The organism is Exiguobacterium sp. BG5(2022), from assembly GCF_031844365.1.
Lineage (GTDB): Bacteria > Bacillota > Bacilli > Exiguobacteriales > Exiguobacteriaceae > Exiguobacterium > Exiguobacterium profundum.
The window spans coordinates 403,004-415,010 of record NZ_JAUZVB010000001.1; the positions used below are offsets into that span (position 1 = coordinate 403,004).

A 12,007-nucleotide genomic window follows, 5' to 3' on the forward strand; every position below is an offset into this window, starting at 1 on the left:
ATCCGTTATGTCAATCAAAAACAAAATGAAAGATTTCTTTGGACTCGAAGAAGATCCGAACAGCACATATGAAGAAGAAGAGTATACTGTGGCAAATGCAGCAGCTCCTTCTACAACCGAAACATCTGTCGTCAGACAGGATGATCGTCCAAAATCAGCGAATAATCTCGTGGCATTAAATACGAAAAAGAAAGACCGTTCAAAAGTCGTATTGGCTGAGCCGCGTGTGTTCGCTGAGGCGCAAGACATTAGCGATCATTTGAAAGAAAACCGTGCTGTCATCGTCAACCTTCAGCGCATGTCAAAAGAGCAATCGCGTCAAGTCGTCAACTTCCTCTCAGGTGTCGTATACGCCCTTGAGGGATCGATGACTTCGATTGGACATAACACGATTCTGTGTACTCCGAACAACGTCGAATTGACTGGTTCAATCTCAAACTTGATATCGGAGGATGAACTTCACAGTAAAGGGTGGTAACTGAATGGAAAACGTAATCCCTGCCTTAGGCAACACGTTGAGCGATCTACTTGGTATCTATAGTTGGGTCCTCATCGGCTATATTTTATTATCATGGTTCCCGAACGCACGCGAATCTAAATTTGGTCAAATCTTATCGTTTTTGTGTGAACCGTTCTTGGCGCCGTTTCGCCGGATCATCCCACCGATTGGTGGCATGCTTGATATCTCCCCAATCGTTGCGCTGTTCGTGCTTCGTATGGCCCAAGCCGGCATCGCTGCGATCTTTGGGTGACGTATGAGCGTCTATGACCATTATCGACCAAGTGAACGCGCGTTCGTTGAACAAGTGCTCGACTGGGTACAACAAGTGGAGAATAGCTATGTGTTGAAATTGACGGATTTTCTAGACCCACGTGAACAGCAAATCGTCAAACAACTCGTCGGTAAACAACTTGTCATTCATGATGATGGCGGATTTGAAGGCGCGGAAAGACGTCGTCTGATTTTAGCGCCGGATTACTATGAACTCAATCCAGATGATTTTGAGATTGAGATCCGTCGAATCGAGTACCCAACAAAATTCGTGGACTTGACGCATCGACAAGTGACAGGAACATTGCTGAACGCTGGACTGAAACGTCAAAAGTTCGGAGATGTCGTTCTTGACGATGAGATTGTACAATTTGCGACGACGCGTGAAGCGGTCGGGTTCATTGAAATGAATCTTGAACGTGTCGGAAAAGCGAGAGTTCGCATTTCTTCCGTGCCAAAAGACGAGGTTCTTGTCGTCCCTGCGACCGAATGGATCGAAGGGTTCGGCATCGTCTCTTCCTTACGATTTGATACGGTCGCAAGCGAGGTGCTTAACATCTCTCGGCAAAAAGCGCAGGCGCTCGTCAAACATGGCGACTGTAAAGTGAATCATAAAGTCATTGAAGACGCGAGCTTCATCCTTGAACCGGATGATCTACTATCCGTCCGTGGATATGGTCGCATCAAATTGATGGAGATTCTCGGATCGACCAAACGTGAAAAAATTAAAATCCAGTATGGCACCATACGTTGAAATTAGGAGGAAAGTCGAATGGCGTTGACACCGATTGATATTCATAATAAAGAATTCTCTTCCCGTTTTCGTGGGTACGACATCGATGAGGTCAATGAATTTTTAGATCAAATCATTAAAGAGTTTGAACTATTGATTCGTGAGAATCGACGGTATGAAGAACTTGTCAACGATATGCAAGCCCGCATTGACTACTTCTCCTCGATGGAAGATACGTTGAACAAATCGATTATCGTCGCGCAGGAAGCGGCGGAAGAAGTGAAGAACAATGCTCAAAAAGAAGCGAGTCTCATCTTGAAACAAGCGGAACGTGAAGCGTTCGCTCGTGAAGAGGAAGCGGCGCGCAAAGAGCAACTTGCTGAACGAGAAGTCGTTCAAATGCTCAAGAAAGTAGAGTTGTATCGGACACGCTTCCGCGTCCTCGTCGATGCGCAAATGGAACTTCTCAACAGTACGGAATGGGAAACGATTGTCGGGGAACCGCCTGTGCAGACGGTTCTTGACGATAGAACAGAACTTGCGTATAATGACGACGAAGTCACACGTAATGAAGAACAACACGGATAAATGATCAACACGTTGAGTAGGACGCGTCGATCGAGTCATACCTACGAAGCGACTTAGGGACGGTGAGAGCCTAGGAGAAAGACTTGAATCGGTATCCCCTATGAGTCGTCACGCTGAACTGAAGTAAGCGTGACCGCCTGACCTCGTTATCGGTTACCGAGAGCGGTCTCATGATGATGAGACTAGTAGGGTGGTACCGCGAGTCAACCAACTCGTCCCTATCAGGGATGGGTTGGTTTTTTTTGTTTTCTAAAAAATGTTGATGGAGGAGTTTCGATGAACTACAAAGACACGCTATTAATGCCAAACACAGAATTCGCGATGCGTGGGAATTTACCAAAGCGCGAGCCAGCGATGCAAACAGAATGGGAAGATATGGACCTTTACAACAAGGTACAAGAAAAAAATGCTGGGAAACCACAATATATCTTACATGATGGACCTCCATATGCGAACGGTGACATCCACATGGGACACGCGATGAACAAAGTATTGAAAGACATCATCGTTCGTTTCAAAGGGATGAACGGCTATCAGTCTCCAATGATTCCAGGATGGGACACGCACGGTCTTCCAATCGAGAACGCCCTTCAAAAAGCAGGCGTCAATCGTAAGGAAATGACAGTCGCGGAATTCCGTGAAAAGTGTGCAGAGTATGCGATGGAGCAAGTGAACTCGCAACGCGAACAATTCAAACGTCTCGGTCTTCTCGCAGACTTTGAGAACCCATACATCACGCTCCTTCCTGAATACGAAGCGGCACAGATTCGTTTGTTCGGGTCGATGGCTGAGAAGGGTTATATCTACAAAGGGAAAAAACCGGTTTACTGGTCACCATCTTCCGAGTCGGCACTCGCGGAAGCAGAGATTGAATATTACGATAAAAAATCACCGGCTATCTACGTGGCGTTCCGTGTCGTGGACGGTAAAGATACGTTGACGTCAGACGATCACTTCGTCATCTGGACGACGACGCCTTGGACAATCCCGGCGAACCTTGGAATCGCGGTAAGTGATGAGTTGACTTACACGCGTATCGAACATGAAGGAAAAGGCTATATCGTCGCGGAAACGCTCGTTGAAGAAGTGACGGCAGCGCTCGGATGGACGGATTACACAGTGAGTGGGTCTTGGAACGGACGTGACTTCGAGTACATGACGGCCCAACATCCATTGTATGACCGGACGTCACTCGTCATCCTTGGCGACCACGTCACTGCGGATGCGACTGGACTCGTACACACAGCACCTGGACACGGGGAAGACGACTATCGCGTCGGACAGGCTTACGGATTAGACGTCCTTTGCCCGGTGGATGACCGTGGCTATATGACAGACGAAGCGCCTGGTTTCGAAGGTCTCTTCTACGAAGATGCGAACAAACAAATTGGTATGAAGCTTGAAGAGAACGGCTACTTGCTCAACTTGAAGTTCATCAAACACTCGTACCCGCATGACTGGCGTACGAAGAAGCCGGTCATCTTCCGTGCGACACCACAATGGTTCGCGTCCATCAAAGATTTCCGTGAAGACATGCTCCGTGAGATCGAGGAAGTGAACTGGGTCCCTGAATGGGGAATGACACGTCTCTACAACATGGTCCGTGACCGTGGAGATTGGGTCATCAGCCGTCAGCGTGCCTGGGGAGTTCCAATCCCAATCTTCTATGCGGAAGATGGAACGGAAATCATCACGAACGAGACAATCGACCACATCGCCAACTTATTCCGTGAGCACGGTTCAAACGTTTGGTATGAGCGTGAAGCGAAAGACCTTCTCCCTGCAGGGTTCACTCACCCGAACAGTCCGAACGGTGAATTCCGTAAAGAGCTCGACATCATGGACGTCTGGTTCGATTCAGGTTCTTCACACGCTGGTGTATTAGAAGAACGCGAAAACCTTCGTCGTCCGGCTGACCTTTACCTTGAAGGATCGGACCAATATCGTGGTTGGTTCAACTCGTCACTCTCGACGGCCGTTGCGACGACTGGGAAAGCACCGTACCGGAATGTCTTGAGTCACGGATTCGTCCTCGATGGGGACGGACGCAAAATGTCGAAATCGCTCGGTAACACGATTGCACCGAACGATCTTGTGAAGCAGTATGGCGCAGAGATCGTACGCCTTTGGGTCGCATCCGTCGATTACCAGTCGGACGTACGTGCGTCACACGATAACTTCAAACAGGTGTCAGAAGTTTACCGGAAGATGCGTAACACGATTCGCTTCTTACTCGGGAACTTGAACGGGTTCGAGCCATCGATGCGTGTCGCATTCGACGATATGCCGGAAGCGGACCGCTTCATGGCGACGAAGCTCAAACAATTGCAGACAAAAGTTGTCAAAGCATATGATGAGTTTGACTTTATGGCCGTGTATCACCTCGTTCATAACTTCTGTGTCAACGAGTTGTCATCGTTCTACCTCGACTTCACAAAAGATATCCTATATATCGAACGTGAAGACGACCTCCGTCGTCGTGCCGTTCAGACGGTCATGTACGATGCCGTCGTCCTCTTGACGAAACTATTGGCTCCAATCCTTCCACACACTGCCGATGAGGCATGGAAAGAAGTGCCTGGAAAGTCAGAAGCAAGCATCTTCTTGACGGATTTAGAAGAAGTGAGCGCGCTCACAGGAGACGAAACGGCATTACTCGAGAAGTGGTCGAAGTTCCTCGTCTTCCGCGACGACGTCCTCAAAGCGATTGAAATCGCACGTGGAGAAAAGTTGATCGGGAAACCGCTCGAAGCGAAGTTGATTCTCGCACCAAAAGCAGAGACTGCCGACTTGTTGAACACGATCGACAATGTCAGCCAACTGCTTCAAGTATCGCAAGTGGAGTGGGCTGAGACGGCAGACGTCGATTATGCGACGACGAAAATCACAGTCATGAAAGCGGATGGAGCCGCTTGTGCACGTTGTTGGACATACTCGACAGAGCTTGGACAAAACGAAGAGCATCCAGAGCTTTGCCCACGCTGTGCATCAGTAATCGGTTAAGACGAACCGGAGTGGCGTCCCCACTCCGGTTTCTTAACGGCTTGAAAGGAGACGCATATGAAACGATATTATGGATTGGCGCTCATCTTGATTTTGATCGATCAACTCACAAAATGGGTAGTCGTTCAAACGATGACAATTGGTCAATCGATTGAAGTCATCCCGAACTTGTTATACTGGACGTCCTACCGCAATAAAGGAGCGGCTTGGGGGATGTTAGAAGGACAGATGGCGTTCTTCTTTATCATCACCATACTTGTCGTTGCCGGACTCGTTTACTTCTTGCACAAAGAGGTGAACGGCTATCAACTCATCGGGTATAGTGTCGGATTACTGTTGGCCGGTGCCATCGGTAACTTTATTGATCGCTTGTTCCGTGGCGAAGTCGTCGACTTTGTCGATACGTATCCGTTCGGATACAACTTCCCGATTTTTAACGTGGCTGATATGGCACTCACGTTTGGTGTCATCTTGATGGTCATCGGGATTTTATTTGAAGAAAAATTACACAAAGAAAGGGGACAATCGTAATGGAATCGTATACTTTTGTCGCCGATGAAAAGGCAAGGATTGATAAGTGGGTCAGTGACCGTGGTGAATGGTCACGCTCTCAAGTACAGGAATGGATCAAGACGGGAGCCCTCCTCGTCAACGGTAGTGCCGTGAAAGCGAACTACAAGCTTCAAGTGGGGGATGAAGTGGAAGTGAACGTGCCGGAAGCGGTCGAACTCGAAGTATTGCCTGAAGACATCCCGCTCGAGATCGTCTTTGAAGACGAGGACGTCATCGTCGTCAACAAGGCACGCGGGATGGTCGTTCACCCTGCAGCTGGACACACGTCAGGGACGCTCGTCAATGCGCTACTTTATCATTGTGATGACCTCTCGGGTATCAACGGTGTCAAACGTCCAGGAATCGTCCATCGGATTGATAAGGACACGACGGGTCTTCTCATGGTCGCCAAAAATGACTTGGCCCATGAATCGCTGGCGAGCCAGTTGAAGGACAAGACCATCAAACGCGAGTATATCGCGCTCGTCCATGGCGAACTCGTCCACGAACTTGGAACGATTGAAGCACCGATTGGTCGCGATACGAATGATCGTCAACGAATGACCGTGACGGACCGGAACGCAAAAGAAGCCGTGACGCACTTCCGTTTACTCGAACGTTATAAAGACTTCACGCTCGTGGAGTGTAAATTAGAGACTGGACGCACGCATCAGATTCGCGTTCATATGCGTTATATCGGTCATCCGCTCGCCGGTGACCCGAAATATGGTCCACGCCGCACGATTGATTTGGGCGGTCAAGCGCTCCATGCGGCAACACTCGGATTCCATCATCCACGTACGAAAGAATGGATGGAGTTTGAGGCACCATTACCAGAAGACTTTAATGCGGAACTCGCAAAATTAGATAAAATCGAGAAAACTCGTTGACTTCTGTCACGTTCCGATTTATAGTCTAGGAAGCATAACACCTTTAAACCCAGTCCAGAGAGGCTGTGAAAGGATTGTGACCGCGGTCACATGTACGTCAATTCAACCCCGGCATTCGTATGCCGTTTTTGATGAAGACTCCCTTTCCAGCCGGATGAGGGAGTCTTCTTTTTTAGTGAAGCTTGGAAGGAGGAATCACGTGAAACAATCAGTCATTTTAGATGAGTCAGCAATCCGTCGTGCTTTGACCCGAATCGCACACGAAATTATCGAGCGAAACAAAGGAATCGATGACGTCGTCCTCGTCGGAATCAAGACGAGAGGTGAGACGCTCGCTGACCGACTCGCTCGCCGAATCGAGGAGATTGAAGGCAAGCCGGTCGCACTCGGCAATCTCGACATCACCTTGTATCGCGACGATCTATCGAAGAAGTCGTTAGACCCTGAAGTCAAAGCGACGGAACTACCCCATGATATCAATGGAAAGACCGTCGTCCTCGTCGATGATGTCCTTTACACAGGTCGTACAGTTCGTGCCGCAATGGACGCGCTTGTCGACCATGGTCGTCCGGATTACATCCAACTTGCTGTCTTGATTGACCGAGGCCATCGGGAACTCCCGATTCGACCAGATTTTATCGGAAAGAACGTTCCGACGTCCAAGTCCGAGCAAGTCGTTGTGAGACTCAGTGAAGTCGACACGGCGGATGAAGTCACGATCCATCAGCAATAAACTCATACCTTTAAGGTGGTCCAGAGAGGCCAGGAAGGAGAATTCAATATGAAACAACCTGTTCTACACATCCACGAGCGTCCAGCTCACTTTCCACAATGGCTATTATTCAGCCTTCAACACGTCTTCGCCATGTTCGGAGCGACGATTTTAGTCCCGATTTTGACAGGATTAAATACATCGGTCGCCCTCGTCGCTTCCGGTGTGGCCACGCTCTCATTCTTAGCGATTACCCGCTTCAAAGTCCCAACATACTTAGGTTCAAGTTTTGCCTACATCGCCCCGATCATAGCGGTCAGCCAGCAATGGGGTGTCGAAGCCGCACTCTTCGGCGGAATCGTCGCCGGGTCTGTGTACGGTGTCGTCTCCTTGATCATCTATAAGACAGGCGTCAACTGGTTGCTCCGACTGCTCCCACCGGTCGTCGTTGGACCGGTCATCATGGTCATCGGACTCTCGCTCGCACCGGTCGCCATCGACATGTCGATGAATCAAGATGGTGCCTATAACGGGACGTTCATGACGATTGCCCTGCTTACACTTGGAATCACGATGCTTGCCATGACGAAACTGAAAGGTGTCTGGGGAGCGGTCCCAATCCTCTTTGGAATCGTGGGAGGATACGCAGTCGCAGCAGCATTCGGCATCATCGATTATTCGCCGATTCAACAAGCCAGCCTGTTCCAACTTCCTGACTTCACGATGGTGTTCGTCGACTACATGCCGATGTGGCAAGTCGGTGCCCTTCTCGCCATCGTTCCGGTCGCACTCGTCACGATGACGGAGCACATCGGAGATCAGATGGTCACGTCAAAAATTATCGGACGAGAAACGATGAAAGATCCAGGTCTCCATCGCACGCTACTCGGAGACGGAGTGGGAAAAGCCGTCGCCTCTGCACTCGGTGGACCACCATGTACGACTTACGGTGAGAACAACGGCGTCATGGCCATCACACGAGTCTACAGTGTCTACGTCATCGCTGGCGCAGCACTCATGGCCATCAGCTTCGGATTCCTCGGTCATATCGAAGCATTCATCTCGACCATCCCGAACCCGGTCAAAGGTGGAATCTCGATCCTCTTGTTCGGTGTCATCGCCTCGAACGGATTACGGACGATGGTGGAGAGCAAAGTCGACTTGGCAGAAAAACGCAACTTGATCATCTCGTCGGTCATCCTCGTCATCGGACTCGGAGGTGCGATGGTTCAAATCGGGAGCTTCCCGGTACAAGGCATGGCACTCGCGACGGTCGTCGGCATTTTGTTGAACGCCATCTTACCGCATGAAGAAGACGACACAGCAGTCGAAGTCAACGCAACTGAAGAAACGAAACAAGCAAGTAACTTTTAATTCGATCCCGTGAGGTCGGCAAAGTGAAGGCTCGTTTATTTGGGTGTACCCTGCCCAGATAAAGGCGTCCCTTCACATCGGTGAAGAGACGCCTTTTCTCTTTGCCTCTAATAAAAGGAGGAGACGAACATTGAATACGATGCAAACAAACGTGAAACCGGTCAAACACTTCGTCAGTTTGGACACACTTTCCCTTGAAGAGATCATGGGCATGATTGAAGAATCATTGCGCTACAAGCAAGGAGATCTTCCTCCTCTGTTTGACGGGAAGACCGTAGCGAACCTGTTCTTTGAAAACTCGACACGTACGAAAAACTCGTTTCAAATGGCCGAGCGCCACTTGAACATGCAGGAGATTCCGTTCGATGTGACGACGTCATCGGTCACGAAAGGCGAGACGCTCTACGATACGTGTAAAACGCTCGAATCCATCGGTGTGGATGCACTCGTCATTCGACATCCGGAAGCGGGCTATTATCACGAACTCATCGAAAAGTTGAATATCCCGGTGTTGAACGGAGGGGACGGGAGCGGGGAACATCCATCTCAATCGTTGCTCGACCTCGTTACCATCTTTGAAGAGTTCGGAACGTTCCAAGGATTGAACGTCGCCATCTGTGGTGACCTCGTCCATAGTCGGGTCGCTCGCTCAAACGCAAGCGTCTTGAAGCGCCTCGGAGCAAACGTGGTCGGTTGTAGTCCTGCCTCTTGGTGGGACGATTCGATGGGGCTAGAGCGAAAAGAACTCGATGACATCATAGGCGAATGTGACGTCATCATGTTGCTCCGAGTACAACACGAGCGCCATATCATGGGAGACGTCTTCTCGAAAGAAGAGTATCACACACAGTTCGGTTTGACGGTCGAACGCGTTGAGCGAATGAAGGCAGGCGCCATCATCATGCACCCGGCTCCGGTCAATCGGGATGTGGAGATTGCGGGAAGTCTGATCGAGCATGAACGGTCACGCATCTTCCCGCAAATGAAGAATGGGGTGTATGCCCGGATGACCATCTTAAATCGAGCATTAGGAGGACAACAATGATACTTCAAAACGCGACATGGTATGACAAGGGAACGAAGCGTACGACATCCATTCAAGTGAAAGACGGAAAGATAAAATCACTCGACTATAAAGGGGAGACCGAGGGACAAGAAGTCCTCGATGCATCAGGCTATCTGCTCGCACCAGGACTCGTCGATGTCCACGTCCACTTGCGTGAACCAGGGGGCGAGGCGAAAGAGACGATTCAGACGGGGACGATGGCGGCAGCGGCAGGAGGATTTACGACTATCTGCTCGATGCCGAACACGAGACCGGTTCCTGACAATCGCGAAACAATGGACGTCCTCCTTCAAAAAATCGAACAAGATGCGGTCGTACGTGTGTTACCTTACGCCGCCATCACGAAACGACAGCTCGGGGAAGAACAGGTCGACATGGAATCGCTCGCAGATGCCTTCGCCTTCACGGATGATGGTGTCGGTGTCCAATCGGCGGCGATGATGCGACAAGCCATGCGTGAAGCGAAACGATTGAACAAAGCGGTCGTCGCCCACTGTGAGGACAATACGTTAAAGGCCGGGTCGGTCCACGAGGGCAAATTCAGTGAGGCGCATGGCATTCAAGGAATTCCGAGCCTTGCGGAGAGCATCCATATCGCTCGCGACGTTTTGATTGCTGAAGAGACAGGGTGTCATTATCATGTCTGTCACGTCTCATCCCGCCAATCGGTTCGTGTCATTCGGGATGCGAAACGAGCCGGCATCCACGTGACCGCAGAAGTGACGCCGCATCATCTCGTCTTGAGCGAGGACGATATCCCTGGGCTCGATGCAAACTTCAAGATGAACCCACCGCTCCGAAGCGAGGATGATCGACAGGCCCTCCTTGAGGGATTGTTTGACGGGACGATCGATATGATCGCAACGGACCATGCCCCCCATACAGTAGAAGAAAAAGCACAAGGGATAGAGCGGGCTCCGTTTGGAATTACCGGCTTCGAGACTGCCTTTCCACTTCTGTACACGACGTTTGTAAAAACGGGCGTCATGGAGGAGCATCAGTTGCTCGACTGGATGACGAAACGTCCGAGTGACGTATTCGGTTTATCGAGAGGAGAATTGAAAGTTGGGGTGGATGCGGACCTGATTCTCATCGATACGGAAACGTCTCGCACGGTCGATCCTACGACATTTTACTCAAAAGGAAAGAATACACCGTTCGCAGGGAAAAAGCTTGTTGGATGGCCGGTCATGACGATGGTCGGCGGTGAAATTGTATATAAGGGGCGATTTGATGAAACGAACATTATGGCTTGAGGATGGAATGAATTTTGTCGGTAAAGGATTCGGGGCACCGGCTGATACGATGGGAGAAGTCGTTTTCCAGACAGGTATGACAGGATACCAAGAAATCTTATCAGATCCATCATACTGCGACCAAATGATTGTACTGACGAACCCATTGATTGGGAACTATGGTGTCAATCGTGAGGATTTTGAAACGACGATTCCGATGGCAAAAGCGTTAATCGTGAAAGAAGCATGCGATACGCCATCGAACTTCCGTTCAACGGCGACACTCGATGCGACACTCACCCGCTTCGGCATTCCGGGACTTTCGGATATCGATACACGGATGTTGACACGTCATTTACGAGCGAAAGGGGTCATGCGCGGTGTCCTCATCGATGGAGAGTTGACGTGGGACGAGGTACGGGTCCGCTTTGATGAAGAATCGCCGAACGATCAAGTCGCACGCGTATCGACGAAGCGGACATATGTGAGTACGGGAGCTGGCCCTCGCATTGCTTTGATCGACTTCGGGGCGAAGCTTGGAATCATGCGCGAGTTGATGAAACGAGATTGTGAGGTCATCGTCTTCCCGCACGATGTGACGGCAGAGGACGTATTACGGTATGAGCCGGACGGCATCATGTTGTCAAATGGACCAGGAGATCCTAAAGACGTTCCGACGGCACTGCCGCTCATCGAGCAACTGATGCCGACGACACCGATGTTCGGGATTTGTCTCGGTCACCAACTGATTGCTCTCGCAAACGGTGCGAACACATTCAAGCTTCCGTTCGGACATCGTGGCGCGAATCATCCGGTGCTCGAGCTTGAGACCGGTGCCGTGACCATCACCTCTCAAAACCATGGATATGCGGTTGAGGAAACGTCACTGCTCGATACACCGCTCATCGTCACACACCGTGCGGTCAATGACGGAACGATCGAAGGGGTAAGACATCTCCATCACCCGACCTTCTCGGTACAGTATCATCCGGAGGCAGCACCGGGACCGTTCGACGCCAACGACTTATTTGACCGATTCATGCAACTCGTACAAGAAAACAAACAGAAAGTGGGAATTTGAC

12 protein-coding genes are annotated in these 12,007 nt (G+C 50.3%); all 12 read left to right on the forward strand.

What is annotated here, in order from left to right; translation table 11 throughout:
• Positions 1–7 precede the first annotated feature (7 nt).
• The 12 genes from Q9R25_RS02070 (at position 8) to Q9R25_RS02125 (ending at position 12,006) form a co-directional block, all read left to right on the forward strand.
• Positions 8–478 carry a cell division protein SepF gene (locus tag Q9R25_RS02070; RefSeq protein ID WP_078146655.1) on the forward strand — a complete coding sequence of 157 codons (471 nt, stop codon included), beginning with the start codon at positions 8–10 and terminating at the stop codon, positions 476–478.
• A gap of 4 nt (positions 479–482) precedes the next feature.
• Positions 483–752: a YggT family protein gene (locus tag Q9R25_RS02075; protein ID WP_015881317.1), complete on the forward strand. Its 270-nt coding sequence runs from the start codon at positions 483–485 to the stop codon at positions 750–752.
• A 3-nt stretch (positions 753–755) separates the two neighbouring features.
• The gene (locus Q9R25_RS02080; protein WP_078146656.1) at positions 756–1,526 is read left to right on the forward strand and encodes a YlmH family RNA-binding protein; all 771 of its coding nucleotides are present in this window, start codon (positions 756–758) and stop codon (positions 1,524–1,526) included.
• Positions 1,527–1,544: 18 nt separating this feature from the next.
• Positions 1,545–2,093, forward strand: a complete 549-nt coding sequence (locus tag Q9R25_RS02085) for a DivIVA domain-containing protein (RefSeq protein WP_074037318.1) — start codon at positions 1,545–1,547, stop codon at positions 2,091–2,093.
• Positions 2,094–2,369: 276 nt separating this feature from the next.
• Positions 2,370–5,096 carry an isoleucine--tRNA ligase gene (gene ileS, locus Q9R25_RS02090; RefSeq protein WP_159562059.1) on the forward strand — a complete coding sequence of 909 codons (2,727 nt, stop codon included), beginning with the start codon at positions 2,370–2,372 and terminating at the stop codon, positions 5,094–5,096.
• 57 nt (positions 5,097–5,153) lie between these two features.
• Positions 5,154–5,627: a signal peptidase II gene (gene lspA / locus Q9R25_RS02095; RefSeq protein WP_214684520.1), complete on the forward strand. Its 474-nt coding sequence runs from the start codon at positions 5,154–5,156 to the stop codon at positions 5,625–5,627.
• Entirely contained in the window at positions 5,627–6,538 is a 912-nt protein-coding gene (locus Q9R25_RS02100) for an RluA family pseudouridine synthase (RefSeq protein WP_015881322.1), read from the forward strand. Before lspA ends, Q9R25_RS02100 begins: the two co-directional genes overlap by 1 nt.
• Positions 6,539–6,692: 154 nt before the next feature.
• Entirely contained in the window at positions 6,693–7,271 is a 579-nt protein-coding gene (pyrR, locus tag Q9R25_RS02105; protein WP_230872797.1) for a bifunctional pyr operon transcriptional regulator/uracil phosphoribosyltransferase PyrR, read from the forward strand.
• 48 nt (positions 7,272–7,319) lie between these two features.
• Entirely contained in the window at positions 7,320–8,624 is a 1,305-nt protein-coding gene (locus tag Q9R25_RS02110; protein WP_311282744.1) for a uracil-xanthine permease family protein, read from the forward strand.
• 139 nt (positions 8,625–8,763) lie between these two features.
• Positions 8,764–9,669 carry an aspartate carbamoyltransferase catalytic subunit gene (locus Q9R25_RS02115; RefSeq protein ID WP_311283110.1) on the forward strand — a complete coding sequence of 302 codons (906 nt, stop codon included), beginning with the start codon at positions 8,764–8,766 and terminating at the stop codon, positions 9,667–9,669.
• Entirely contained in the window at positions 9,666–10,946 is a 1,281-nt protein-coding gene (locus tag Q9R25_RS02120) for a dihydroorotase (protein ID WP_311282745.1), read from the forward strand. The genes Q9R25_RS02115 and Q9R25_RS02120 overlap by 4 nt, the downstream gene beginning before the upstream one ends.
• Positions 10,924–12,006, forward strand: a complete 1,083-nt coding sequence (locus Q9R25_RS02125) for a carbamoyl phosphate synthase small subunit (RefSeq protein WP_311282746.1) — start codon at positions 10,924–10,926, stop codon at positions 12,004–12,006. Before Q9R25_RS02120 ends, Q9R25_RS02125 begins: the two co-directional genes overlap by 23 nt.
• Position 12,007 lies beyond the last annotated feature (1 nt).

Coding starts and splice junctions, on each gene's coding strand:
- Q9R25_RS02070 (WP_078146655.1), top strand. CDS start 8: ATGTCAATCAAAAACAAAATGAAAGATTTCTTTGGACTCGAAGAAGAT.
- lspA (WP_214684520.1), top strand. CDS start 5,154: ATGAAACGATATTATGGATTGGCGCTCATCTTGATTTTGATCGATCAA.
- Q9R25_RS02100 (WP_015881322.1), top strand. CDS start 5,627: ATGGAATCGTATACTTTTGTCGCCGATGAAAAGGCAAGGATTGATAAG.
- Q9R25_RS02115 (WP_311283110.1), top strand. CDS start 8,764: ATGCAAACAAACGTGAAACCGGTCAAACACTTCGTCAGTTTGGACACA.
- Q9R25_RS02120 (WP_311282745.1), top strand. CDS start 9,666: ATGATACTTCAAAACGCGACATGGTATGACAAGGGAACGAAGCGTACG.
- pyrR (WP_230872797.1), top strand. CDS start 6,693: ATGAGGGAGTCTTCTTTTTTAGTGAAGCTTGGAAGGAGGAATCACGTG.
- Q9R25_RS02125 (WP_311282746.1), top strand. CDS start 10,924: ATGAAACGAACATTATGGCTTGAGGATGGAATGAATTTTGTCGGTAAA.
- Q9R25_RS02080 (WP_078146656.1), top strand. CDS start 756: ATGAGCGTCTATGACCATTATCGACCAAGTGAACGCGCGTTCGTTGAA.
- Q9R25_RS02110 (WP_311282744.1), top strand. CDS start 7,320: ATGAAACAACCTGTTCTACACATCCACGAGCGTCCAGCTCACTTTCCA.
- Q9R25_RS02085 (WP_074037318.1), top strand. CDS start 1,545: ATGGCGTTGACACCGATTGATATTCATAATAAAGAATTCTCTTCCCGT.
- Q9R25_RS02075 (WP_015881317.1), top strand. CDS start 483: ATGGAAAACGTAATCCCTGCCTTAGGCAACACGTTGAGCGATCTACTT.
- ileS (WP_159562059.1), top strand. CDS start 2,370: ATGAACTACAAAGACACGCTATTAATGCCAAACACAGAATTCGCGATG.